21 protein-coding genes and 1 tRNA gene are annotated in these 25238 nt (G+C 64.8%); 8 read left to right on the top strand and 14 right to left on the bottom strand.

Going from position 1 to position 25238, the window contains the following annotated elements; all coding sequences use genetic code 11:
• Window positions 1–286: 286 nt before the first annotated feature.
• Complete coding sequence (locus IVB23_RS01075; RefSeq protein ID WP_247802247.1) at window positions 287–1228, bottom strand: hypothetical protein; 942 nt, start codon at window positions 1226–1228, stop codon at window positions 287–289.
• A 335-nt stretch (window positions 1229–1563) separates the two neighbouring features.
• Here IVB23_RS01075 and IVB23_RS01070 point away from each other — a divergent pair, with 335 nt between their 5' ends.
• The 3 genes from IVB23_RS01070 (at window position 1564) to IVB23_RS01060 (ending at window position 3748) form a co-directional block, all read left to right on the top strand.
• Window positions 1564–2202: a hypothetical protein gene (locus tag IVB23_RS01070; protein ID WP_197966314.1), complete on the top strand. Its 639-nt coding sequence runs from the start codon at window positions 1564–1566 to the stop codon at window positions 2200–2202.
• Between the two features lie 269 nt (window positions 2203–2471).
• Window positions 2472–3662, top strand: coding sequence for an acetylornithine transaminase (locus IVB23_RS01065; RefSeq protein ID WP_247802246.1), 1191 nt, complete (start codon window positions 2472–2474; stop codon window positions 3660–3662).
• Window positions 3663–3675: 13 nt separating this feature from the next.
• A tRNA-Arg gene (locus IVB23_RS01060) sits at window positions 3676–3748 on the top strand.
• Window positions 3749–3816: 68 nt separating this feature from the next.
• Here IVB23_RS01060 and IVB23_RS01055 read toward each other — a convergent pair.
• The 6 genes from IVB23_RS01055 to pcsA all read right to left on the bottom strand — a co-directional run bounded on the left by IVB23_RS01055 (window position 3817) and on the right by pcsA (window position 10416).
• On the bottom strand, window positions 3817–4356 hold the full coding sequence (locus IVB23_RS01055) for a Crp/Fnr family transcriptional regulator (protein WP_210183698.1): 540 nt from the start codon (window positions 4354–4356) through the stop codon (window positions 3817–3819).
• A 400-nt stretch (window positions 4357–4756) separates the two neighbouring features.
• Window positions 4757–7024 carry a trehalose-6-phosphate synthase gene (locus IVB23_RS01050; RefSeq protein WP_247802245.1) on the bottom strand — a complete coding sequence of 756 codons (2268 nt, stop codon included), beginning with the start codon at window positions 7022–7024 and terminating at the stop codon, window positions 4757–4759.
• 87 nt (window positions 7025–7111) lie between these two features.
• Window positions 7112–7516: a hypothetical protein gene (locus IVB23_RS01045; protein ID WP_247802244.1), complete on the bottom strand. Its 405-nt coding sequence runs from the start codon at window positions 7514–7516 to the stop codon at window positions 7112–7114.
• Between the two features lie 381 nt (window positions 7517–7897).
• Complete coding sequence (locus tag IVB23_RS01040; protein ID WP_247804725.1) at window positions 7898–8872, bottom strand: quinone oxidoreductase; 975 nt, start codon at window positions 8870–8872, stop codon at window positions 7898–7900.
• A gap of 75 nt (window positions 8873–8947) precedes the next feature.
• Entirely contained in the window at window positions 8948–9682 is a 735-nt protein-coding gene (locus IVB23_RS01035) for a TerC family protein (protein ID WP_061881704.1), read from the bottom strand.
• The gene (gene pcsA / locus IVB23_RS01030) at window positions 9679–10416 is read right to left on the bottom strand and encodes a phosphatidylcholine synthase (protein WP_247802243.1); all 738 of its coding nucleotides are present in this window, start codon (window positions 10414–10416) and stop codon (window positions 9679–9681) included. Before pcsA ends, IVB23_RS01035 begins: the two co-directional genes overlap by 4 nt.
• 129 nt (window positions 10417–10545) lie before the next feature.
• Between pcsA and IVB23_RS01025 the strand changes: the two genes are divergently transcribed.
• Window positions 10546–11730 carry a UbiH/UbiF family hydroxylase gene (locus tag IVB23_RS01025; protein WP_247802242.1) on the top strand — a complete coding sequence of 395 codons (1185 nt, stop codon included), beginning with the start codon at window positions 10546–10548 and terminating at the stop codon, window positions 11728–11730.
• Between the two features lie 6 nt (window positions 11731–11736).
• On the opposite strand, the gene IVB23_RS01020 is transcribed toward IVB23_RS01025, so the two are convergent.
• Window positions 11737–12690: an AEC family transporter gene (locus tag IVB23_RS01020; protein WP_197966320.1), complete on the bottom strand. Its 954-nt coding sequence runs from the start codon at window positions 12688–12690 to the stop codon at window positions 11737–11739.
• A gap of 106 nt (window positions 12691–12796) precedes the next feature.
• Here IVB23_RS01020 and hspQ point away from each other — a divergent pair, with 106 nt between their 5' ends.
• Window positions 12797–13129: a heat shock protein HspQ gene (gene hspQ, locus IVB23_RS01015; RefSeq protein ID WP_061881708.1), complete on the top strand. Its 333-nt coding sequence runs from the start codon at window positions 12797–12799 to the stop codon at window positions 13127–13129.
• Window positions 13130–13201: 72 nt separating this feature from the next.
• Here hspQ and IVB23_RS01010 read toward each other — a convergent pair whose 3' ends face one another.
• Window positions 13202–14020, bottom strand: a complete 819-nt coding sequence (locus IVB23_RS01010; RefSeq protein ID WP_061881709.1) for an invasion associated locus B family protein — start codon at window positions 14018–14020, stop codon at window positions 13202–13204.
• 259 nt (window positions 14021–14279) lie between these two features.
• On the opposite strand from IVB23_RS01010, the gene IVB23_RS01005 reads away from it, so the two are divergent.
• The 3 genes from IVB23_RS01005 to IVB23_RS00995 all read left to right on the top strand — a co-directional run bounded on the left by IVB23_RS01005 (window position 14280) and on the right by IVB23_RS00995 (window position 18952).
• Window positions 14280–16136: an extracellular solute-binding protein gene (locus tag IVB23_RS01005; RefSeq protein WP_247804724.1), complete on the top strand. Its 1857-nt coding sequence runs from the start codon at window positions 14280–14282 to the stop codon at window positions 16134–16136.
• Window positions 16137–16140: 4 nt separating this feature from the next.
• Window positions 16141–17643: a class I adenylate-forming enzyme family protein gene (locus IVB23_RS01000; protein WP_061881711.1), complete on the top strand. Its 1503-nt coding sequence runs from the start codon at window positions 16141–16143 to the stop codon at window positions 17641–17643.
• 85 nt (window positions 17644–17728) lie between these two features.
• Window positions 17729–18952, top strand: a complete 1224-nt coding sequence (locus IVB23_RS00995; protein ID WP_247802241.1) for a GGDEF domain-containing protein — start codon at window positions 17729–17731, stop codon at window positions 18950–18952.
• 12 nt (window positions 18953–18964) lie between these two features.
• On the opposite strand, the gene IVB23_RS00990 is transcribed toward IVB23_RS00995, so the two are convergent.
• The 5 genes from IVB23_RS00990 to IVB23_RS00970 form a co-directional block, all read right to left on the bottom strand.
• Complete coding sequence (locus IVB23_RS00990) at window positions 18965–19207, bottom strand: hypothetical protein (RefSeq protein WP_197966322.1); 243 nt, start codon at window positions 19205–19207, stop codon at window positions 18965–18967.
• 230 nt (window positions 19208–19437) lie between these two features.
• A complete protein-coding gene (locus tag IVB23_RS00985; protein WP_061881714.1) occupies window positions 19438–20610 on the bottom strand; it encodes an acyl-CoA desaturase in 1173 nt (390 codons plus the stop codon).
• 145 nt (window positions 20611–20755) lie between these two features.
• Window positions 20756–20965 carry a cold-shock protein gene (locus IVB23_RS00980; RefSeq protein WP_197966323.1) on the bottom strand — a complete coding sequence of 70 codons (210 nt, stop codon included), beginning with the start codon at window positions 20963–20965 and terminating at the stop codon, window positions 20756–20758.
• A gap of 239 nt (window positions 20966–21204) precedes the next feature.
• Window positions 21205–24723, bottom strand: coding sequence for a transcription-repair coupling factor (gene mfd, locus IVB23_RS00975; RefSeq protein WP_247802240.1), 3519 nt, complete (start codon window positions 24721–24723; stop codon window positions 21205–21207).
• The gene (locus IVB23_RS00970) at window positions 24720–25010 is read right to left on the bottom strand and encodes a succinate dehydrogenase assembly factor 2 (protein WP_061881716.1); all 291 of its coding nucleotides are present in this window, start codon (window positions 25008–25010) and stop codon (window positions 24720–24722) included. Before IVB23_RS00970 ends, mfd begins: the two co-directional genes overlap by 4 nt.
• Window positions 25011–25238: the final 228 nt, after the last annotated feature.

Genomic DNA, 25238 nt, shown 5'->3' with positions numbered 1-25238 from the left:
CCGTCATTGCGAGCGCGGCGAAGCAATCAGTATCTTTTCGCGGAGGTTGCTTCGCTCGCGGCAATCAGCCACGCGAGATTACCCCTCCATCACCGTCATCCTAAGGCGTTCGCTCTGCGGCGCAACTACGCCGTAGGGCGAGCCTCGAGGATAACGGCCCGGCTGCATCCCGGCCGCTCATCCTTCGAGGCTCTGCTTGCGATGGGTCCGCATCGCAAGCAGAGCACCTCAGGATGACGGAGTCACATTCGGGTTCGCTGCACTCGAAACGGCGATGTGGATGTAGTCACGCCAGCCATTTCGGCACCCAGCGCTCCGGCCTTGGAGCGCGGGCGAGATCAGCCTTCGCTTCGGATAGCAGCGCAGGCTCGCCGTCGATGGTCGGGCGCACATCGTATTCGAAGCTCGGCATGACGCGGCCGTCGGCATAGAGGCCGAACTTCATCGCATACCATAGCCCGAGCTCGGGCTGCGCGCGGCGCATCTCCTCGCGCAGATCGCGCAGCAGGGATTCGATCGAGGCGGCTTGCTCGAACGGCTGCGGCCCGCGCGACAGGACGCGCGCCTCGTACTGCTTGCCGACGATCGCGACCTCGAAATGCGTCTTGTCCCAGGCGTTCTTGCCCTTGGGCAGATGCGCGGCAAGCCGCCAGCCGAGCTCGGCCATCAAGCGGTGATTGGCCCAATAGTCCTCGCGATCCCTGCTCCATTTTTCGACGAAGCCGCGGAAGTCGGGCAGGTCCGGCGCACCTTCTTCAGCTGTCGACTTGTCGCCAACCGGCTGCCCGGCGAGCCATTGCGCGAGCTCGACCGTCTGACACGCGACATCCTCATGCGGCCGCAGATCGCTCCAGGCGCGGTCGAAGGCCTGCGATGTGAGCTTGCCGAGCAAAGCATCGAGGCTCGGCGCGAGCAGTTCGTAGTGGCCCTCCGATCCCAGCCCCACGATCGGCGGATCGTCGCGGTCGAGACCGGCACCATACCAGCCACCCACGGCCGAGCCGTTCGCCAATCGCATGAACAGCGAGAACCTGTCGCGCAGGGGACTGCCGTCGACGATCGGCGCATGATCTGCGAACTGGCCTTGCAGCGCGAAGCAGCCGACGCTGCCCCAGGGACGTCCCTCGAGCCAGCCGGCAAAGTCGACCAGCAGCCGCGGCGTCTCGATCCCCGGCGGAAATGCGCCGCGAATGCTGTCGAGGTCGATCGGATAAGGCGTGTCGGACAAGGCTGAAAACTGTTTCGTTGGTCCCGCCCTCTTGGTCCGAGCCGCCGTGCGTCCGGTTCGAACCAATTCGCGTACCTCGATCACAAACGCGCCAGCGACGCGATGGTTTCTGCGCGGCGACAATGAAATGGCGGGAAACCAGCGGTATCCGGCGCGGACTATGCGCGCGCCGGTAACCGCGTCGGCCTCATTCGCACGCTTCGTCGTCTCGGCTGCCGCAGCGCTCCGCGCGAGACAGCCAGCGGAGCGTATTGTGACACTATAGTGCATTCACGCAGAGGTCACGGACTCGGCCTAACTCTGCCCGCGCTTTTCAACGCGAGCGAGGAACGAGGATGAGCCTCTCGGGTATGCTGCGCACACAGCGCTTCGACGATTACCGCTTCTACCACCAGAGCACCGTCAACCAGACACTGCATCTCTTCAGCGCCGTGATCTTCCTGTTCTGCTACGCGCTGCTGTTCGTAGACCCCGCGCTCGCCGGCATCGTCGGCTGGCTTGCGATGCTGACGCGGCAGACCGGGCATTTCTTCTTCGAGCCGAACGGCTATGATGCCGTCAACGACGTCAGCAACGAGTACAAGGAAGCGATCAAGGTCGGCTACAACCAGACCCGCAAGATCATCTTGCTCTTCGTCTGGGGCAGCGCGCCGATCGCGCTGTATTTCCATCCGACGCTGTTCGGACTTTTCGATGCGCCGGCCGGGCGTCTCGACTTCATCCGGCATGTCGGCACGCTCTGGCTCGCGATCGGTATCGGCGGCGGACTGGCGCGCATGCTCCAGCTCTTCGTCACGCGCGACCTCACGACCGGCCTGGTATGGGCGTTCAAGGTGCTGACCGACCCGTTCCATAACATCGCGCTGTACTGGAATTCGCCGCTCAAGCTGATGCGCGGCGAACTGATCGACACCGCGATAGCGGAGGCGGATTGGGGCGACGAAGACGCCGAGGAAGCCGCCCACCTGACCTGACCGATGCACGCGAGGCGCGGTGTTCGGCAAAACGCCCGCTTGACAAGCTCCCACAATCACATGTATTGCCGCGCCCCATGATCAACCGGACCAACCAGCGCACCGCCATGCTCCGTCGTCGCTCCCGCGACGATGAGAGGGTGCGCCATGTCCGACGACGCCGCTGAACCACTAGAATTCAGCTCAAGTCTTCGAGAAGGCCGCACCCGCAAGGTGCGGCCTTTCTGCTTTTTGCGCCCGTTTTCCACCCGCCTCCAGAGGAGATCGACATGACCACGCATCCGTATGACGCGCTGATGGACATCACCGCACGGCCCAAGACCGTGTTCGTCCGCGGCGCCGGCTCCTACCTCTGGGACGACAGCCGCAAGCGCTATCTTGATTTCGTGCAGGGCTGGGCCGTGAACTGCCTCGGCCACTCCCCGCCCGCGGTCGCTGACGCGCTTGGCGCGCAAGCCAAGCGGCTGCTGACGCCGAGCCCGGCTTTCTACAACGAGCCGAGCCTCAAGCTCGCGCAGGCACTCGTCGAGAACAGTGCTTTCGACCAGGTGTTCTTCGCCAACTCCGGCGCGGAGGCCAATGAAGGCGCGATCAAGCTGGCGCGCAAATTTGGCACCGTGCACAAGGGCGGTGCGTTCGAGATCATCAGCTTCGAAGGCGGCTTCCACGGCCGGACGCTGGCGACGATGTCGGCCTCGGGCAAGAAGGCGTTCGAGCCGCTGTTCGAGCCGAAGGTCGCAGGCTTCAAGAAGGCAAGGCTCAACGACATCGCCTCGGTCGAAGCGCTGATCAACGACAACACCGTGGCTGTGATGCTCGAGCCGATCCAGGGTGAATCCGGCGTGTGGCCCGCGACCGATCAGTTCCTGCAGCAGCTGCGCGCGCTGACCGCCGCGCACGGCCTGCTGCTCATCTTCGACGAGATCCAGACCGGCATGGGCCGGACCGGAAAACTCTTCCACTATGAGCACACCGGGATTGCGCCCGACATCATGACGCTCGGCAAGGGCATCGGCGGCGGCGTGCCCCTCGCCGCGCTGCTGGCGACCGAGCGCGCCTCCTGCTTCGAGCATGGCGACCAGGGCGGCACGTTCAACGGCAACCCTATCATGTGCGCCGCGGGCCTCGCGGTGCTCGAGGAGGTCGGCAAGCCGGACTTCCTGAAAGCGGTCACCGAGACAGGCCTCCTGCTCGAAAGCGAGTTGCAGAAAGTCTCGGCCCGGCATGGGCTCGGCGGCGTCCGCGGACGCGGGCTCCTGCTCGCGCTCGATCTCAAGCTGCCGATCGCGCCCGGTATCGTCGCGCAGGCGTTCGAGGCCGGCGTGCTCCTGAACGCGCCGCAACTCGACACGCTGCGCTTCATGCCGGCACTCAACGTCGCGAAGGCAGAGATCGCCGAGATGATCGATTGCCTCGACGGCATCCTGACCAAGGCCGGCGCGGCACGGCGGGTGGCCTAGATCGAGGGTGCAAGGTTCCGTAACTCAGGGGATAGAGCACCGCGTTGCGGGCGCGGAGGTCCGAGGTTCGAGTCCTCGCGGGACCACGATCATGACTGAGTCCAGCCGGCGTGCCGTCGCACGTGGCGCGCAACGGCTCGAACACGACTTCCCGTCACATGACGCGACGATGATGGGGCATGTCGCGGAAGAGGCGAAACCTGTCCTTCAGGATCCGCTCGCATTCGCAGGCCTCCCCGCGCAGTGCATCGATATCCCGGATGCGAATGGCCCCGCGCCTCCCCTCGATGATGCCTTTCGCCTCGAAATCGGAAAGGGCCTTCGACACGCTCGGCCGCCTCACGCCGAGCGCGGCCGCCATGACTCCGTGTGTCACGGGAATACGGTCGCCCCCGATGCGATCCTGGGCGAGCAACATCCAACGCGCAACGCGCTCGGGGATGTCGTGCCTTGCATTGCACAAGGCGATCTGCGCGTTCAGCGCAATCAACAGCTGGACATATCCCAGCATGTGTTCGCGAATCTCGGGGCTTTGATGCAGGATCTCGCGAAACGCGCCGGCTTCGATTCGTAGCGCACTGCCGGGAACGCGGACAATGCTCCTCTGGACCGTCTGCGCCGCACCAAGCACCAGCGATACGCCGACAAAGCCAAACTTCCCGACGACCGCCACTTCGACCAGACCGTCCTTCACCGTTCGCACCATACGCGAGACCACGCCGGACTCGATGAAGTATGCAGCGTCCGGATGGCGCAAAGCATCCTGGAGAATCTCGTTCCGCTTCAGCGGGACGGTCCTGAGATGCGGTCGAAGCAATTCGAATTGCGGCTCGGGCAAGGTCGCGAGGATCGCATTCTGCACCATGCAAGGCGTCGTATGCGCCCCGCCGACAAGTTTCGATGAAACGGGATCGAACATGTCCTACACCGGCCCCGGTATCGCAATCGGCAGATGGTCGTCTGCGAGACGGAGCGACCATCGACTTCGCCGCAAACTAGCCTTCGATCGCCGGGCTGCATTGTGACATAGTAGCGCAGGCGCGACACACGAAACTCCAGCGTGACCGAGAGCCGGCATCAACCGCTCACCCGCTTCATTCTCGGGACTGCGACCAGTGTGCCAGCGCACGCGTCGCGCCGGCATGCGCGCTCTCGCCGGATGACGTCAAAGCAAGAATTCGCTCTCGCGTGCGACTTCGCGCGGAATCGACCAGCATGGTGCCGGCCCAACGATAGACGTTGTTCTCCTTGACCTGCTGCCGCATCAGCTTCATCCGTTCGGCTTGCTCGTCCAGCGGCATGCTCATCGCACGCTTGATGGCGGCCGCGAGTTCCTCCGTGTCATAGGGGTTCACGATCAGGGCTTCCGACATCTCCCGCGAGGCCCCCGTAAAGCTGGAGAGAACGAGGACGCCGGCGTTGTCGTCGCGGGAGCTGACGAATTCCTTGGCGACGAGATTCATGCCGTCGTGCAGGCTGCTGACGACACAGACATCAGCGGCGCGAAACAGCTTGAGCACGTCGGACGCTTCATAGTGCCGCGCGACCAGTCGAATGGGAGTCTGCCGGCCCGGATGGCGAGCATTGATCGCATCGGCAAGGCTCTCAGCCTCGGCCTGTAGCCTGGAATACGTGTCGAGCTTACTCCGCGTCGGAGCTGCAACCTGAACGAAAGCGAGCCGCCCTTCCCAGGAAGGATCACGCGTCAAAAGCGCGTCGATCGCCCTCATGCGATCGGGAATTCCCTTGGTGTAGTCGAAGCGCTCGACGCCGACGATCAGCTTTGTTCCCTCGGCCAGATCGAACTCTCTGAAGACTTCCGCCCGACACCTCTCCCGTGCCGGCACGCTCGCGAGCGCGCTGGGAGGCCACTCGATCGAGATCGGATAGGCGCGAATCCTGGTTTCGTGCCCGCCAAGGCTGACTGCCTGCACCTCGCGGTCGATCCGGCTCTCCACGAAGCGATCGACGCACTCGATGAAATTGTTGCAGTGGAACTGGGTGTGAAATCCGAGAATCGTGCTCCCCAACATTCCCTCGATGATCTCCCGCCGCCACGGGCAGATGCTGAACGTCTCGGCGTTGGGCCAGGGGATGTGCCAGAACGAGATGATCGTCGCTTTCGGCAGACGCTGACGGATCATCTTGGGGACCAGGGCGAAATGATAGTCCTGGACGAGGACGACGGGATCTTCGGTTCGCGCCTCGGCGACGACGGCATCGGCGAAGCGTTGGTTTATCTCCCGATACATATGCCAGTCGCCACTTCGAAAGGCCGGTCGCACGAACACGATGTGACAGAGCGGCCACAACCCTTCATTGGCGAAGCCATAGTAATAGCCGTCCTGCTCTGCTTCGGATATCCACACACGTCGCAGAGTGTAGCTGGGTGCCCCCTCCGGAACCCTGATCCTGTCGTTCGCGTCGACGGTTTCCCGGTCCGCGCTGCCACTGCCGTGCGCGACCCATGTGCCGCCGCAGGCGCGCATGATGGGCTCCAGCGCGGAGACCAGCCCACTTGCCGGACGCTGGACGACAATTCCGTGATCCGTCCGGTTATGAATGTAGGGCTCGCGGTTCGAGAGGACCAGAACCTCGGCGCCCGGCAACACGCCATGGAGCAGGTCCTGCACTGCTTTCGGAGTCCAGTCGATCTGATGCGCCACGCTGAAATCTTCGGTCCGCCGCAGCAGCTTGTGAATCTCGCGATCAAGCGCCGACCCGGTTGCCGGAGGATGCTTCCGCGCCGTCCCCAGACGAACCTCGTCGACCGCGCGCCTGAGTGAACTCATCCAGCTTCTGAGCATGAACACGGCAAAGATGATCGAGCCGACGGTCAAAACCAGCACGACACCGGCCAGGGAGGCCAGCAAATAGGCCACGACCTGGCTCGAGCGCGCGCTGGCAAAGCTCAAGTCGGTCAGGATCACGAGATAGGATCGGCCCTTGGAACCGTTGACGGGAAATGCCGCGACGAGAATTCGTCGGCCGCCGACAGCGATGTCCGCAAAGCTCTCGTTTTCCGATCTCGCGATCTTGTCGCAGCCGAAATTCGGCGGCATTTCCGGCGTCGGCGCGACCAGCGCGCCCGCGTAGCTGCAAAAGCCGACCGCGAGAATCTTCTTGTCCTGCGCAACGCGCCCAAACAGATCGCTCAGGCGGTCCCAGGACTGATCCTCGACGTCTCGATCGAGGAAGGGCTGGATCGCATTGAAGACAAGCCGCGAACGCGCCTCCACATCGCTGCGCGACCATTGCTGAACGACTCCACCCGTGAACGGAGAGATGCCGAACGCAACGATCAGGGCGACGGCAACGCCGAACACGCCGAAGCGGAGGAAATCCCTGAGCCGGATCGGCATGACTTCAATGCGACCGGTTCTTGACCGTGACTGCGGCATTGATCAGCGATGTCGGCGCACACAGTCCATAGATGACGGAGGACAAGGTCACGACCCCTTCCGGAATTTGAACGCGTCGGCGAATGAGCCGATCCTGCGAGGTTTCGAGTGAACGAGGTTCGTGACTGCAATAAGATGGTGCGAGTACACCTCCACCAGTTGCTCGATCAACATCCGGTTCTGATCGGGCACGCCTTCAAGGCGGTAGATTTCGTCGGTGCAGGACAACAGCTCGGAGGCGCAAAGGCGACTCAAGGCCTCTGCTGCGTCCGACTTGCTGATGTACAGCCGCTCCGCGAGCCGTGTGGCGCTCCACTGCGATCGAGGATCGGATCGAATGAGAAGAAGCGCCTCGATCTGTGCCACGGAATCGATCCGCTCCAAGATGAAGTCGCGCAACTCCTCGGAAACGTACTGATCTGCCATTGCGAGCGTGCGAGCATTGCGTTTCATGACCAAGGGCGTACGGCCCACGCCTATCGACGGGCGTAGGCCTAGTTCTTGACCGAGTCCGAGGGCCTTTCGGAGTTGCACGCAAGACAAACGGATCGCACGACGATGCGCCCCGCGACCGCCCGCCGTTCGTGCAAATGCGGCGTCCGCGCTGAGCAGACCACGCATTGCGCCTCAGGATGTTTGAATTCGGATTTTGCAGTGTTTGACATATTGCCCCCGCAACAGATCGTCGGCATTCCACCCGCCACAATCAGGATCGAATCGTGGCCGCCCCGAGAACTTGATGCGCCGCAAAAGCGGATACAATCGGGCACAGGATGCGAACGGTCCGATACCGTACCGACAAATCGCCGTATTGCGGGTGCGCGCGCCGGCGCCTCAGGGCTTCAGGATCGAAGCCCCCGTGGTCTTGCGGCTTTCGAGATCGATATGCGCCTTGGCGGCGTCCTTGAGCGCGTAGGCGTGGTTGATCGGAACGTGCAGCTTGCCGTTGATGACGGCGGCGAACAGCGTGTCGGCGCCCTCCAGCAGCTCCTTGCGCGTGCCGACATAGTCGTTGAGCTTGGGCCGCGTCGCGAACAGCGAGCCGTGATTGTTCAGCTCGGCGATCGAGAATGGCGGCACCGGACCTGAGGCATTGCCGAAGGAGACGAACATGCCGCGCGGTTTCAGGCAGGACAGCGACCCCGGAAAGGTGGCCTTGCCGACGCCGTCATAGACGACGTCGCAGCCCTCGTTGCGGCTGATCTGCTTCACGCGGGCGACGAAATCCTCCTCGTTGTAGAGGATGACGTGATCGCAGCCATTGGCCTCCGCAAGCTCGGCCTTCTCGCGCGAGCCGACCGTGCCGATGACATGCGCGCCGAGCGCCCTCGCCCATTGGCAGGCAAGCAAGCCGATGCCGCCGGCGGCTGCATGAATCAGCACACGGTGATGCGGCTCGACCTTGAAGGTCTTGTGCAGGAGATACCAGACCGTCAGCCCCTTCAGCATCAGCACGGCGCCTTGCTCGTAGGTGATGTGGTCGGGCAGCTTGACAAGCTTCTCCCAGGGGATGTTGCGCTCGCCGGTATAGGCGCCGAGATTGTGATAATAGGCGACGCGGTCGCCGGGATGAAAATTCGTGACGCCCGCCCCGACCGCGACGACCTCGCCCGAGGCCTCGTTGCCCGCGATGAAGGGCAGCCCCGGCGCCTTGTAGAGGCCGGTGCGGTAATAGACGTCGATGAAGTTGAGGCCGACCGCATGCTGGCGGATGCGCACCTCGCCCGGCCCGGGCGCCGGCACGTCGACGCTCTCATAGACCAGGGCCTCGGGGCCTCCGACCTTGTGCACGCGGATGGCTTTGGTCATCATTTGACCTCCTCTTCTCGCGGCTGAGCGAAAGCCATCGCGCCAGCCTTGTCAACTCGGGGCCGGCCGCAACGATCAAGCAGACGACTTGCCGGCCTTCCTGCGGTTGCGCTTGGCCAGCACGTTGAAGAATTCCACCGCCGCCGAAAATACAATCGCGAAATAGATGTAGCCGCGTGGAATGTGAAACGCCAATCCGTCCGCGACCAGCGCGACGCCGATCAGCACCAGGAACGCCAGCGCCAGCATCTTCGTCGTCGGATGCTCCGCGACGAATCGCGACACCGGGCCCGACGAAATGTACATGATCAGGCATGCGATCACGACGGCAGCGACCATGATCTCGATGTCCTGCGCCATGCCGATCGCGGTGATGATCGAGTCCAGCGAGAACACGATGTCGATGACGACGATCTGGACGATCACCCAGAAGAAGGCGCTCCCGCCGGACTTGTGGTCGCCCTCGCCGTCATCGGCCTCGACCTCGGCGTGAATCTCGTGCGTCGCCTTGGCGATCAGGAACAGGCCGCCGCCGATCAGGATGAGGTCGCGCCAGGAGAAGTCGTAACTTGCAAACGAGAACACCGGCGCAGTCAGGCCGATCAGCCAGACCAGCACGCTGAGCAGGAGGATGCGGAACACCAGCGCCAGCGCGAGCCCGATCTGGCGGGCGCGGTACGCCTGCTGCTCCGGGATGCGCGAGACGATCACCGAGATGAAGATGACGTTGTCGATGCCGAGCACGATCTCGAGCGCCGTCAAGGTGAGCAGCGCGGCCCAGGCTTCCGGGCTGGTCAACAGATGCATCACGCCAAGGATCTCGCCAAGGATCTCATCAGGCGGATCAAGGCGTCGCTGAAGCTGATCCAGAGCGCGATGGCGCAGAGCACGACGGTCACGCCGGTGCCGACGCGGAAATCCATCGCCAGCGTGTAGAGACCGAGCACCGCCCAGATCGCGATCAGCGACATCGTCAGCCAGCGCAGCCGCACGACGCGGACCGGATGCAGCACGTGGAACGGCACGAAGGTCAGCACGACGAGTGCGGCCACCAGCAGCGTCGACCAGAGCGGCGGCCAGTGCAGCAGGAACAGATAGAACGCCGCCGCGTTCCACAGCGCCGGAAAACCGCGGAAATGATTGTCGTCGGCCTTCATGCGCAGATCAGCGAAATATAATGCGCTGGTGACGATGATGGCGACGCCGAGCAAGGGAGCTGCGACCGGCAGCAACAGCCCGCTCGCCACGATCGCGTAGGCCGGCACGAAGACATAGGTGACGAAGTCGACCACGAGATCGAGCACGTCACCCGACCAGTTCGGCTGCACGTTCTTGACGTCGAGCCGGCGCGCGATCGGCCCGTCGATCGCATCGATGATGAGGGCGACGCCCAGCCACTGAAACATCGCGGACCAGTGCTCGCGCACGGCCTCCAGCATCGCCAGGAGCGCGATCGCCGCGCCGAACGCGGTGAAGATGTGCACCGAGAAGGCTGCGGCGCGGATCGCCGGTCTCGGCTTCAGGGAATCCTGCTGCGTATCCATGGCTTCTGCTATCAGAATGCGACCGGTTTGCACATCCGCCATTGCGGCGCACGATCGCACAATTCGCCATAAAATCAGGGAAATATAGGTGGGCTTGAATTTGCCGCCCGGCGTGTCAAATGTCGTTCCATGACAGACGCATCGACATTCCATGACGCGGCCGTGATCGGCGGCGGACCTGCCGGCCTTGCCGCGGCAATCGCCCTGGCGCAGGCGGGTGCCCGGACTGCACTGGTGGCGCGCCGCGTTCCCTATGCCGACAATCGCACCACCGCATTGCTCGGCGCCTCCATCGATCTATTGGAAAGCCTCGACGTCTGGTCGCGCTGCAGGGACAAGGCGGCTGCGCTGGAAGTCATGCGCCTGGTCGACGACACCGGCCGGTTGTTCCGCGCGCCGGAGGTGCGCTTCTCCTGTCACGAAATCGGCCTCGACGCGTTCGGCTACAACATCGACAACCGCTCGCTGATGCTGGCGCTGGAAGAGCGCGCGGGCGAGCTGCCCAACCTCGTCCGCTTCGACGACGAGGCCGAGAGCGTCGTCATCGAAGCCGACGACGTCGCGGTGCGCACGGCCTCCGGACAATTTCTCTCGGCCCGCCTGGTGGTCGGCGCCGACGGCCGGCACTCGCTGTGCCGCGAGGCCGCCGGCATCGAGGTGACGCGGCGCGAGCTGAACCAGACCGCGCTGACCTTCAACGTCGGCCACGCACGGCCGCATCGCAATGTCTCGACCGAGTTCCACACGCCGCACGGGCCTTGCGTGTTCGTGCCCCTGCCCGGCGACCGCTCCAGCATCGTCTGGGTCTCGGCGCCCGCGGACGCCGAGCGGCTTCGCGGCTTGAGCGACGAGCAGCTGTCCGGCGCGATCGAGAAGCAGTCGCATTCGATCCTCGGTCGCATGACAGTCGAGCCCGGCCGCAACCTGTTCCCGCTCGCGATCGAACGTCCAAAATCCTTCGGCTGCGACCGCATCGCGCTGGTCGGCGAAGCCGCCCATGTGGTTCCGCCGATCGGTGCCCAGGGCCTCAATCTCGGCCTGCGCGACGCCGCCGACATTGCCCGGCTCGCGAACGATGCCATCGCCTCTGGGCAGGATCCCGGCGCGGACGAAATCCTCAGGCGTTACGACCGTGCGCGGCGGCCGGACATTTTGAGCCGCACCTTTGCGATCGACATCGCCAACCGCTCCTTGCTCAACGATTTCCTGCCGCTCCAGCCGGTCCGCGCCGTCGGCATGCACCTGCTCGGCGCCATCGGCCCGCTCCGGCGTTTTGCGATGCGCGAAGGCTTGACGCCGACCTGGCGGCGATAAGCCTCCTCACGGAAATGCCAGCCGTCCGGTCTGGAGCAGCCACATCACGCTGGTCAGCGTGACCACCGAGGCGAAGGTGCCGAGCAGCACCGCGACGGAGGCGGACTCGATCCAGGCATCGTTCTGCCGGGCGATCACGAACACGTTCAGCGCCGGCGGCAGCGAGGCCATCAGCACGGCGGTGGCCGCCCAGGGCTGTGCGAACGGACCGAACGCCAGCATCAGGCCGAACGCTGCGAGCGGATGAATCAGGAGCTTGACCGCGATCACAGCAGGCACTTCCCACGGCACCCGATCGAACGGACGCAGCGCCACGGTCACACCGAGCACGAACAGCGCGGTCGGAGCGGCTGCGTTCTGGAGGAAGGTAATGGTGCGGTCGAGCGCGACCGGCAGCTCGATATGCAGTGCAGCCACAGCCGCGCCGAAGCAGGCGGACATGATCAGCGGGTTGAGCACGATCTGCTTCAGCACGACGCCGAAAGCGTGCACGAGCGAAGGATGGTCGCGGTCGGAGAGCTCGATCAAGAGCGGCACGATCGTGAACAGGAAGATGCTGTCGCAGCAGAAGATCAGCGCCGTCGGCGCCGACGCCTTCGGCCCCAGCACCGCGAGCGCCAGACCCGGCCCCATGTAGCCGATATTGCCGTAGCCGCCAGACAGACCCGCGAGCGTCGCCTCGCGCAGCGTCAGCCGGCCCAAGACCTTGCCGACGACCAGCGCCAGCGTGAACGCGGCAACCGTCGACAGCGTGGTCGCGATCAGGAATGGCGGGTTATTCAATTCCGAAAACGGTGTCTTCGACATGATCGCGAACAGCAGCGCCGGCAGCGACACGTAGAGTAGGAAGAAGTTCATCCAGGCGAGGCCCGATTCCGGGAGGGATTTGACCTTGCCGCAGGCGAAACCGACGAAGATCAAGCCAAAATAAGGCAACGCCAGATTGAGGATATCGACCATTGATGAAGTGTTTTCTGAAGGCTTGGGGGCTATCCGCCCCGGAATCGAAGGTTAATTCCAGACGAGGGCACTAGCATCGGCCACAATCCTGGTCTATCGACGGGGAATGATTAAAGCGCGGACCGCGAAATTCCAGATCGGACAGGTCGTTCGCCACCGGATCTTCTCGTTCCGGGGGGTGATCTTCGACATCGATCCGGAATTCAACAACACCGAGGAGTGGTGGCTGTCGATCCCCGAGGAGGTGCGGCCCAACAAGGACCAGCCGTTCTATCACCTGCTCGCGGAGAACGCGGAATCGGAATACGTCGCCTATGTCTCGGAGCAGAACCTGTTGCCGGACGATTCCGGCGAGCCGGTCCGGCATTCCCAGGTCGCCGAGATCTTCATCAAGGACAAGGCCGGCGGCTATCGCCCCCGCAACTCATCACTGAACTGATCGTCGCCGGTGGGCGGCTAGCAAAAAAGGCGCTCGAAACGAGCGCCTTTTTCATATTGGAATCTGGCCTGATTACTTCTGTGCAGTCGGAGGTGCCCCGGGCGCGCCACCCTGCTGCTCGAGCTTCTTGCGCTGCTCGTCGGCCTTCTTCTGAAGTTCTTCCTGAAGCTTCTTCTGGTTTTCCTCGAACACCTTTGGGTCGGTCGGCGGACCGTCATAGGCCTTCTGGAATTCGCCGGCGAGCGGCAGCGGCAGGGTCAGCGGCGCGCCGTTGGCGTTGATCGCCTGGACAACGAGATTCTGGCCCTTCTTCATGTTGTTGATGAGCTCGGGCGAGGCCTCGTAGTCGGACATGCAGCCGTTCTGGAAGCAGATCACATACGGGCTCTGCAGCGGCGGATTATTGTCGACGATGATGCGGGTGCCGTGCACGAGTTGCATGCCGAGCGGCAGCGTCACGCGCAGGATCTTCTTGGGCTCGCCTTCCGGCTCGATGATGACGGCGGCAATGACCGGCTGGCCCGACTCGATGCGGCCGTCCTTGCCGGTGAAGCAGACCTGCTTGGCGTTGGCGTCCTGGCCCTTGAGGCAGAACTTGGTCCAGGGCGCGTAGATCAGCTGGATCTGCTGGTCAGCGGGCTGGGCCGCGCCCTGCTGCCCGGGAGCGCCCTGGGCGGGAGCCTGCTGGGCCTGCGGAGACGCTGCCGGTGCCGGAGCCTTGGGGGCAGCCTTGGGAGCCGCTTTCGGGGCCGGAGCCGCCTTGGGTGCGCCCGGGGCTGGCGCAGGGGTCTGGGCCTCGGCGGCAAACGGAATGGCCAACGCCGTCGCCGTCAACAGGGCGAGAAGTCGCCCGCGCGGCCGGACGGACGCGGCCAAGTAACGGAAATTCATTGCGGAAAACCCTTTCTGAACGGGAAGTGCCCGAACCGCTCCGAAGCGCCGAACCTGGCCGCCTTGGGCGCGGCTCTCTCCCCGTCAATTGAGGCGGATAGGTGACGGGCTCGACGCTCTTGCGCGATTGCCCGCCTTTTAACGTGGCCGACGAAAAGATCAATGCCGACAACCGCCTTTGGCCGGCTTGGCGCCAACGCCCCACCAAATTCCCTGTGATAGGATTCAGTCCCGCCGGTCGTCGAATCACCGTGTGCCGATGTTCATGTTCCAGCGCCTCCTCGAAGGCTTCGGCGTCCGCCTCTGCGTCCTCGCCCTCGCCCTCGCCCTTGCTGTGGTCACCGGACTTTCGGCAGGCGCCGCCCGGGCTGAGGAGGTTCATGCCATCGCCATGCACGGCAAGCCGGCGATGCCGGCCGACTTCACCCACATGCCCTACGCCAACCCCGACGCCCCCAAGGGGGGCCGCTTGACCTGGGGGATTCTCGGAACCTTCGACAGCCTCAATCCCTTCATCGTGAGAGGATTGGCCGTGCAGCAGATGCGAAGCTACGTGGTCGAGAGCCTGCTCGCACGCGGCAATGACGAGCCGTTCACGCTCTATGGCCTGCTCGCCAGGACGGTCGAAACCGACGACGAGCGGAGCTTCGTCACCTTCCGCCTCGATCCGCGCGCCCGCTTCTCCGACGGCAAGCAGGTAACGGCCGAGGACGTGCTGTTCTCCTGGCAGCTGCTGCGCGACCACGGCCGCCCCAACCACCGGCAGTACTACGCCAAAGTTGCCAAGGCCTGGGCGACCGATCCCCTCACCGTCCGCTTCGATCTCACAGGCGCCAACGACCGCGAACTGCCGTTGATTCTCGGCCTGATGCCGGTCCTGCCGAAGCACGCAGTCGACGTCGCGGCCTTCGAGGAGACGACGCTGACGGCGCCGGTCGGCTCGGGCCCTTATCGGGTGACAGCCGTGAAGCCCGGAGCCAGCGTGACGCTGACCCGCAATCCCGACTATTGGGGCCGCGACCTCGCCATCAATCGCGGGCTCTACAATTTCGATGAGATCCGGCTCGACTATTTTCGCGAGGCCAACGGCCAGTTCGAAGCCTTCAAGCGCGGCCTCTACGATTTTCGCATCGAGCACGAGCCGCTGCGCTGGCACGACGGCTACGATTTTCCGGCCGCACGGAGCGGCGAAGTGATCCGCGACACCGCCAAGCCCGGCGTGCCGCAACCTTCCGAATTCCTGGTGTTCAACACCCGCCGTCCGATCTTCGCCGACATCCGGGTGCGCCAGGCCCTGACGCTGCTGTTCGATTTCGAGCTGGTCAACCGCAATTACTTCTTCGGGCTCTATTCGCGCGCTGCCGGCTATTTCGCCGGCTCGGACCTGTCGGCCTATGGCCGCCCGGCGGATGCACGCGAACGCGAGCTGCTCAAGCCATTCGCCGCACGGATTCCGCCCGATATCATGGATGGCAGCTATCGCCTGCCGGTCACCGACGGTTCGGGCCGCGACCGCACGACGCTGCGCGCCGCGCTGAAGCTGTTGTCGGAGGCCGGCTACGATCTCGACGGCACCGTGCTGCGCAATCGCGCGACCAAGGCGCCCTTCACCTTCGAGATCATGGTGTCGACCCGCGACCAGGAGCGCATCGCGCTCGCCTTCCAGCGCGACCTCAAGCGCGCCGGCATCGAGCCGACCGTTCGCTCGGTCGATCCCGTGCAGTTCGACCAGCGCCGGCTCGCTTACGAGTTCGACATGATCCAGAACCGCTGGGACCAGTCGCTCTCGCCCGGCAACGAGCAATATTTCTATTGGGGCAGTGCCGCCGCGGACAATCCCGGCACGCGCAATTACATGGGCGCCAGGGATCCCGCGGTGGATGCCATGATCGCCGCCCTGCTGGAGGCCCGTGAACATACGGATTTCGTCCCGGCGGTGCGGTCGCTCGACCGCGCTCTGATCGCGGGCTTCTACACAATCCCGCTGTTTAACGTATCGGAGCAATGGATCGCGCGCTGGAATCGGATAGAACGGCCCAAGGCCACCTCGCTCTCGGGCTATTTGCCGGAGACCTGGTGGGCGAAGGGGCAGCCGCAAGCTCATCAGGCAAAGTGACGCCGTGAACCAGCCAGCAATATCGCCGACGCTCGACACGCTGTTTCAGCGCACGCTGATGCGGCAGCCGCACGCGCTCGCTCTGCTCGATCCCCTCAACAAGGCGCGCGTGACCGGGCACCAGCCGCGGCGGATGACCTATGCCGAGGCCGACACGGCCATCGAGGCGCTGTCGGCACATTTCGTCGAATCGGGCCTGCCGGCCAACTCCGTCATCGCGATCCAGCTGCCGAATACCGTCGAGTTCGTGCTCACCGTGCTCGCCGCCCATCGCGCCGGCCTCGTCGTCGCGGTGCTGCCGCTGCTCTGGCGGCATGCGGAACTGACCGCCGCGCTCAACCGCACCGCTGCGCGCGCCATCGTCACCATGAGCACGGTCGACGGCGTCAGCTATGCCGACCTGGCGATGCATGCGGCCGCCGAAGCCTTCTCCATCCGTCACGTCTGCGGCTTCGGAGGCGATCTGCCGGAAGGCATGGCGTCGCTCGACGACGTCCTCGCGCGCCCGCCCGGCCTGACGCGCGCCGTGATCCAGGACGGCCGCAAGGCGGCGATGATCTCCTTCGACGTCACCGCCGAGGGCTTCCGTCCGGTGCCGCGGCCGCATTTCAGCCTGATCGCCGGGGGGCTCGCCATGTCGCTGGAGGCCGACATCCGGCAGGGAGCCACCGTGATGGCGGCGTTCGCCCCGATGTCGTTCGCGGGCCTCGCCTCCTCGCTCGCTGTATGGCTGCTCTCGGGCGGCACGCTGGCGCTGCATCACCCTTTCGAGAACGAGGTGCTGGAGCAGCAGATCAACGCGCACGAATGCGAGGTGCTGATTGCGCCGGCGCAGCTCGCGTTGCGGCTCGGTGACGCCGACCTCGCGGCACGGATGCCCTCGTTGCGCAACGTCATCGGCCTGTGGCGCGCGCCCGAGCAGGTCGCGGCGAGCGATGCCTGGATCGCGCCGCATGCGCCGCTGACCGACGTCTATCTGTTCGGCGAGGCCGGACTGTTCGGCACCCGCCGCGGCGAGGACGGCATGCCGGTGCCGGTCATGCCAGGGCCGCACGGCGCCCCGCGCGAGCAGTCGGGCTCCTCCATTGCCGGGGAAATCCTGCTGACGCCGAAGGGCACGCTCGGCCTGCGCGGCGCGATGGTGCCGATCGCGGCCTACGCCCCGCCGCAGCCGGTCGGCGAGACGCTGACCGCGCAGCCGCCGCGCGACTATGTCGACACCGGTTACGCCGCGCGGCTCGACCGACCGAGCGGCGCGATCTGCATCACTGCGCCGCCCTCCGGCATCATGGCCGTCGGCGGCTACCGCTTCCTCTCCAACGATCTCCAGGAATGGGCGCGCCGGCTCGGCCAGGGCGCCCTGCTCACGGCGCTGCCCGACCGCCTCTCGGGTCACCGGCTGGCGGGACGCGCCCAGGACAATGCCCGCGCCCGCGAAGCGCTCAGCGAGCTCGGACTTAACCCCCTGATGGTCGAGGCCTTTCGCGACCGCTCCGGCTCGGTCTAGGCATAGTTTTGCCCGTTCCGTTGACGCTGCATTAAGGCGGCCGAACTAGGCTGCGCGGCATCTGTCGCGTGATCAGAGTTTGTCGATGTCCCAGGCGGGCCCGATCCTGTTTGTGTCCGATGCCCAGCGCCCCGCCTTCGTGGCCGCGCTGGACGAGGCCCGGCTCTTTCCCGTCGTCGACACCGATTGGGCCAGCGCGGCGCGCGCGGTCGACGAGGTGCAGCCGGCCGCGGTTCTCGCTGCGATGCATGCCGAACACGAGCCGCCTGTGACGGCGCTCGCAAAGAAGATCGCCGACCAATCGCCTTACGTTCCCTTTGTGACCCTGGATGCGGCGGGCATGCTGCCGCACAACGCGCTGCCCTTCTCCTCGCACGGCGGCAATCCCGAGCGCCTGATCGCGCGGCTCCGCGCCGCGTTACGCGTGCGCACACTGCATGCAACGGTTCTGCGCCGGCTGCCGGAAGCGAAGCTCGCGCTGCCGGAGGGCGATCCCGCACGCGATGCCACCGTGCTCCTGATCGGTCGCGGCGCAGCCTATCCCGCGCTCTCCGTCGCGCTGGGCGAGCGCTTCGGCGTGGTCGGCGCGCTCTCGATCGAGGCCGCCGCAAAGCATCTCAATACCCGCGACCTCGACGGCGTCGTGCTCGCCGAAGGTTTTACCGCCCGCGTGACGGATGCATTCCTCACAGTGCTGGCCGAGGACGCCCGCTTCCGCAGCCTGCCCGTGGTTGTCACCGCCCACCAGCTGACGCAGGCCTACGACCTTCCCAATCTCGAGCTGATCCCCGGCGAGCCTGCGAAGGTCGCCGCCAATGCGTTGCCCTTGATTCGTCAGCATGCGATGGAAGCGCAGCTGAGCCGCACGCTGCGCTCGATCGATGCGGGCGGCTGGCTCGATCCGCGCAGCGGCCTGCTCACGGTCGAGGCCTTTGCCCGCGATTTTGCCAAGGCGGTCGAGCAGGCGCTTGCCCGCGGCGGCGGCCTCTCGGTCGCGCGCTTCGCTTTCGATCCCGGCAATTCCCGTGCCCAGCTCGATGCCGCACGGATTCTCAGCCGCCTGATGCGGCAGATGGATTTCGGTACGGCGCAGAAGGACGGTTCAGTGATCGTCGTGTTCGCGGAGACCGACTTCCGCACGGCGCACATGATCGCCCGCCGTCTGTCGGCGGTGATGCGGCACACGTCCAATGGCAAGCACGAGATGCGCAGCGATCCCGTGGTCAGTGTGGATTCGCTGTCCCCGTCGGATACGGCGCGGTCGCTGCTGGCGCGACTATCGGCGGATGCGTCGCGGGCGGCATCCTGAAGCGCGATGCGATTACATCGGCGGCATCACGAGCCTGATCTCGCCGTTCTCGACCTTCCCCAGCGCGAGAGCGTCGCGGGCCATCTTCTCGACGATCGGCCAGTTCGCGAGAAGATATCGCTGCGCCTGCATCTTGGTCGGCAAGTTCGTCTGCAGGATGCAGTTCTGCCGCCTATTCCCATTCGCGATCTGGAAGGCCACGGCTTGCGGGCCCTCGCTCAGCTCTTGTTCGGTAGGATCGGGAAACTTGCGCATGCAGCACCTGCTCCCGGTCAGCGAACCGCCGGAAGGATCTTGAACGCCTGACTGGAAACAGATGGGCCTTCGGCGATCGTCGGCGCATTCGCCCGGTTTCGGTCAAGGACGGGGCGCGTGTTGCGGACCGCTTCGGTCAGCATCTCCCGGAGTTCGGCCTTGGATCTGGGTGCTTGTCGCGGACTGGACTTCTGCCAATGTGTCATACCCCTATATGGGTATCGCCCGCGCTAAACGCCACCATTCGCCGTCGATTTCGCGTGGACCGGTTGGGCGGGAGTGACCAGGAGAAAGCTGACGGAGTCGCTCAGGAGTTCGTGGGCCCGGTCGACAATGTCCTCCAGAGAGATCGTCTTCGCGAACATGCGCTGCGCTTCGGCCAGCAGTTGGTCGCGAGTCGGCACGCTGGGCAGACGCAAGTCGGCACGCTGCTGCAACAGAAGGAGCGCGTCCCGCAGCGACAATTCGGTTTCATGAATCGATGTCTTGATCGCCGACGCGATGTGTTCGGGATTGAAGCGGCCGGCAAGCTGCTCGGCCGCTTGCCTTATTGCGCGCGATCCCAGCCGATGCTCGTTGCGCAGAACCTGCATGGGTGGCGTCTTCAGATCCCAGACAATTCCGAGCCAGGACATCGCCACCAGAACATAATAGGTCAGATCGATTTCGTACCAGTAGAAGCCCTGCCGGGCGCTGGCCTGGTAGGCGTGGTGGTTGTTGTGCCACCCCTCGCCCATCGTCAGGAATGCGAGCAGCCAGTTGTTTCGGGAGTCATCGCCCGTCACATACCGTTTGCGTCCATGAACATGCGCGAGCGAGTTGATGCAGAACGTGGCGTGATACAGAACCACGGTGCTCCAGAGGAATCCGACCACGAGTCCGGACCAGCCGCCGATGAGGAAGCAGAGCCCCGCGAGCACGACCGCCGGCAAAAGCTCCAGTCGGTGCAGCCACATCAACTCGGGATACGACGCCAGATCCGACACTTTCACCAGGTCGGTCCCGTCGTGCTGCCGATAGAAGATCCAGCCGACATGGCTGTAGAGGAAGCCCTTGTGCCGGGGCGAATGCACATCCTGCGCAGTGTCCGAGTGAAGGTGATGATGGCGGTGCTTGGCGGCCCACCACAGCACGCTCTTCTGGGCGCTGCTCTGGGCAAGGAAGGCAAGGACGAATTGGAACACCCGGCTCGTCGCGTAGGCTCGGTGCGAGAAGTACCGGTGATATCCGGCCGTGATCGCAAACATGCGCAGCCAATACAGCGCGACGCAAAGCCCGGCCGCCTGCCACGAAACACCCGACCAGATCGCCGCAACACATCCGACGTGGATCAACAAGAACGGCAGAACCTGCGGATACATGACGTCGTCATGTTCCTCATCTGACTCGATATTCGCAGACACGCTCGAACCTCAGCTGTTGCGGTGGGCGGACCACCGCGCATGCAGTGTAAAAAACCCGCGGCCGGTAAACCAGTCGCGGGTCGCAAAAACCTGAAGCTCTGCCAATACATCCATGGTCAAAGCGACAGGCGCCGGCTGCGGCAGCTTATGCCGCGCGCAGATTGTCCGCAGCAGACTTGCCGGTCCGGCGGTCTGCAACGACGTCGAAGGAAACCTTCTGACCCTCGTTGAGGGAACTCATGCCGGCACGTTCAACCGCGCTGATATGAACGAAAACATCCTGGCCTCCCTCGTCCGGCTGAATGAAGCCGAAACCCTTTTGGCCGTTGAACCACTTCACAGTTCCCGTCGTCATGGGGAGCGTCCTTTGAGATAGATAAGTCTTTAGAGCCGCACAGAAGTGCGGTCAGCGAATTCGAGATCTGGAGGGAGGGTCATCAGTCAGGCGCGCAAATAGCGGCGAGGCCAAGTCGTTCGGCCGAAACTCGAAGATTTGAACATGGCTATTTATTGGTCATTCCGCAAGTGACGATATGTCGCCCCCTTCGGGCCCAAGTGCGGTGCGCTGCGCCGCACTTGGCTGAACGTAACCGCTTACGCCGCCTTCTTGCTCTCGGCGAGCTGCGCCAGTTGCCGCATGATCTCCGTCGTGCCGGCGAGGCGCTCTTCCGGGGTTTCCCAGTCCTGCAGGAACACAACCTTCATGTCGGGCCGCACCTTGGCGGCCTGGCCGTGGCTGCGGATGAAGGTGACGAGGCGGTCGGGATAGGCGAAGGAATTGTCGCGGAAGGCAATGACGGCCCCCTTCGGACCGGTATCGATCTTCTCGACATTGGCCCTGCGGCAGAACGCCTTGATCGCGGCGACCTTGAAGAGATAACGCACCTCGTCCGGCAGCACGCCGAAGCGGTCGCGCATCTCGGCGCCAAAGTTCTCGATCTCGTCCTCGGTGTCGAGATCGGCGAGGCGCCGGTACAGCGACAGCCGCACCGAGAGGTCGCTGACATAGTCGTCCGGAATCAGCACGGGCATGCCGATGGTGATCTGCGGCGACCAGCGGTCGGCGGCGGGCTCGGAGACGCCGGCCTTGAGGTTGACGATCGCCTCCTCCAGCATCGATTGATAGAGCTCGAAGCCGACCTCCTTGATGTGGCCGGACTGCTCCTCGCCGAGCAGATTGCCGGCGCCGCGGATGTCGAGATCGTGGGATGCGAGCTGGAAGCCTGCGCCCAGCGTCTCCAGCGATTGCAGCACGGTGAGCCGGCGCTCGGCCTGCGCCGTGATCTTCTGCTGCGCCGGCAGCGTGAACAGCGCATAGGCCCGCAGCTTGGAGCGGCCGACGCGGCCGCGGAGCTGGTAGAGCTGGGCCAGGCCGAACATGTCGGCGCGATGCACGATCAGCGTGTTGGCGTTGGGAATGTCGAGGCCGGACTCGACGATCGTGGTCGACAACAGAATGTCGAACTTGCCGTCGTAGAACGCGGTCATGATGTCCTCGATCACGGCGGGCGGCATCTGGCCGTGCGCGACCGCGACCTTCATCTCCGGCACGTTCTTGTCGAGGAAGTCCTTGACCTCGGCGAGGTCGTCGATGCGCGGCACGACGTAGAACGCCTGGCCGCCGCGATAGCGCTCGCGCAAGAGCGCCTCGCGAATCATCAAGGGATCGTGCGGAGCGACGAAGGTGCGCACCGCGAGGCGATCCACCGGGGGCGAGGCAATGATCGAGAGTTCGCGGACGCCGGTGAGCGCCAGCTGCAGCGTACGCGGGATCGGCGTCGCCGACAGCGTCAGCACGTGCACCTCGGCGCGCAGCGCCTTCAGCCGCTCCTTGTGGCTGACGCCGAAATGCTGCTCCTCGTCGACGATGAGCAGGCCAAGGTCGCGGAATTTGATCGCCTTGCCGAGCAGCGCATGAGTGCCGACGACGATGTCGACGGAGCCGTCGGTGAGCCCCTTCTTGACCTGGTTGAGCTGTTTCGTGGGGATCAGGCGCGAGGCCTGGGCCACATTGACCGGGAATCCTTTGAACCGCTCGCTGAAGGTCCGGTGGTGCTGGCGCGCGAGCAGCGTGGTCGGCACCACGACCGCAACCTGCTTGCCGTCGAGCGCGACCGCGAAGGCGGCGCGCAGCGCGACTTCCGTCTTGCCGAAACCGACGTCGCCGCAGATCAGCCGGTCCATGGGCCGGCCCTTTTCGAGATCCTTCAGCGTGGATTCGATGGCGCCGAGCTGGTCCTCGGTCTCGTCATAGGGGAATCGCGCGCAGAATTCGTCGTAGAGGCCTTGCTGCACCGGCAGCTTCGGCGCCTCGTGCAGCATGCGTTCGGCGGCGATCTTGATCAGCTCGCCCGCGATCTCGCGGATGCGGTTCTTCAGCTTCGCTTTGCGGGTCTGCCAGCCCGAGCCGCCCAGTCGATCCAGCTCGACGTCGGTCTGGTCGGAGCCGTAGCGCGACAGCAGCTCGATGTTCTCGACGGGGAGAAACAGCTTGGTCTCGGCGGCGTAATGCAGCTCGAGGCAGTCATGCGGCGCGCCGGCGACGTCGAGCGTCTGCAGGCCGATGAAGCGGCCGATGCCGTGATCGACATGCACGACGATGTCGCCGGCATTGAGGCTCGTCACCTCCGAGATGAAATTGTCGAGCTTGCGGCTGGCCTTGCGCGGCCGCACCAGGCGGTCGCCGAGGATATCCTGCTCGCTGATGAGCGCGATCTCGTCGGTCTCGAAGCCGCTTTCGAGGCCGAGCACGGCGAGCATGGTCTCGTTGCGCGGCGTCGCCTGTACGGTGCGCCAGCTGTTGACGCTGGTGGTGTGGGTCAGCTTGTGATCGCGCAGCATCGACGTCATGCGGTCGCGCGAGCCCTCCGTCCAAAGCGCGATCACGACCTTCTTGCGCTGGGCCTGCAAGGCCATCACATGCGCGACGACGGATTCGAACACGTTGACCTTGGTGTCGTTGCGCTCCGGGGCGAAGTCGCGGCCCTTGCGCGCGCCGGCGTCGACGACTCCAGTGCCGTCGGTCGGCACGGAGAACGGCGTCAGCCGTGCCAGCGGGATATCGCCGAGGCGCTTGCTCCATTCCTCGTCGGTCAGATAGAGCCGATCGGGCGGCAGCGGCTTGTAGATGGCGCCGCCGCCGGGATGCTCCATCGCCTCGCGCCTAGCTTCGTAATAATCGAGGATCTGCTTGAAGCGCTCGCGCACGGCGTCCTCGGCCTGCGGCTCGATCGCGACCACAGCGCCTTGCAGATAGTCGAACAGCGTGTCCATGCGGTCCTGGAACAGCGGCAGCCAGTGCTCCATGCCGGGATGGCGGCGGCCTTCGCTGACCGCCTCGTACAGCGCATCGTCGCGCTCGGGCGCGCCGAACTCGGCGACATAGCCCATGCGGAAACGGCGGATGGTGTCGGTGACAAGCTGGAACTCGGACACCGGCACGAGGTCGAGCGAACGCATGTCGAGCAGCGTGCGCTGGGTCTCGGCATCGAAGGACCGGATCGATTCCAGGCTGTCGCCGAAGAAGTCGAACCGCACGGGCTGTTCGAGGCCGGCCGGAAACAGATCGAGGATGCCGCCGCGCACGGCGTATTCGCCGGGCTCGCGCACGGTCGAGGAGCGGTTGTAGCCGTTGTGCTCGAGCCAGGCGACGATAGTGTCCATCGGCACGACATTGCCGGGTGCGACCGACAGCGCCTGCGCCGCAACGAGCTCGCGCGCGGGCACACGCTGCACGACGGCGTTCACGGTGGTCAGCACGATCAGCGGCTTGTCGCTGCCAGTCAGCGAAGCCAGCCGCGCCAGCGTGGTCAGGCGCTGCGCGAGAATGCCGCCATGCGGCGAGACGCGGTCATAGGGCTGGCAGTCCCAGGCCGGAAAGGTCAGCACCGGCAGATCCGGAGCGAAGAATCTCAGCGCGCGTTCGAGCTGCTGCATGCGCCCGCCGTCGCGGCAGACCACGGCAAGACTGACGGCCGGCTTCTTCGGCCGCGCCGCGATGGCGCGGGCGAGATCGGAGACGACGAGGCCTTCCGCGCCCTCCGCGACATTGGCAAGCGTCAGCGCGCGGCCGGGCGTGAGCAGCTCGGCCGGCGACTTCATCCCCTGCTTCATAGATTGCCGTCCGTGATCGGAAACGCCTTGATGCGGGCGAACAGCGCGCCGGTGACATCGGCGGGCAGCACCTTGTCGCCGGTGATGGCGGCATAGAGATCGGGATCGTTGACCTCGAGCAGGCGCTCGAGCTCGCCGAGCTCGACCTCGGACAGATTGCCGATCTCGGCATCCGCGAAACGGCCGAGGATCAGGTCCATCTCGCGCGTACCGCGGTGCCAGCAGCGGAACAGAAGCCGCTTGCGGCGGTCGTCCAGCCCGCTGCTCGATCGTGTCGTTCCCGTCATGTCTCAAATCCAGTCAAACGCAGAAAGCCCGGACGTGCCGGGCCGGGGTGATATAGCCACTCGGGGTGCTCGTGTCAGCCCTTTGTTGTGACAAGTCGCTCATCCCGTCCGTCATGGCCGGGCTCGTCCCGTCTGCGCGGCCGAAGCCACTTCGACGAGGCGAAGGCCCGGCCATCCACGTGGGGCTGCAAAAAAGACGTGGATGCCCGGCATAAAGCCGGGCATGAC

Origin of the sequence: Bradyrhizobium sp. 191, from assembly GCF_023100985.1 — a bacterium.
Classification (GTDB): domain Bacteria; phylum Pseudomonadota; class Alphaproteobacteria; order Rhizobiales; family Xanthobacteraceae; genus Bradyrhizobium; species Bradyrhizobium diversitatis.
The sequence above is the reverse complement of the archived record's forward strand: the minus strand, read 5'-3'. Positions and strand labels throughout refer to the sequence as shown.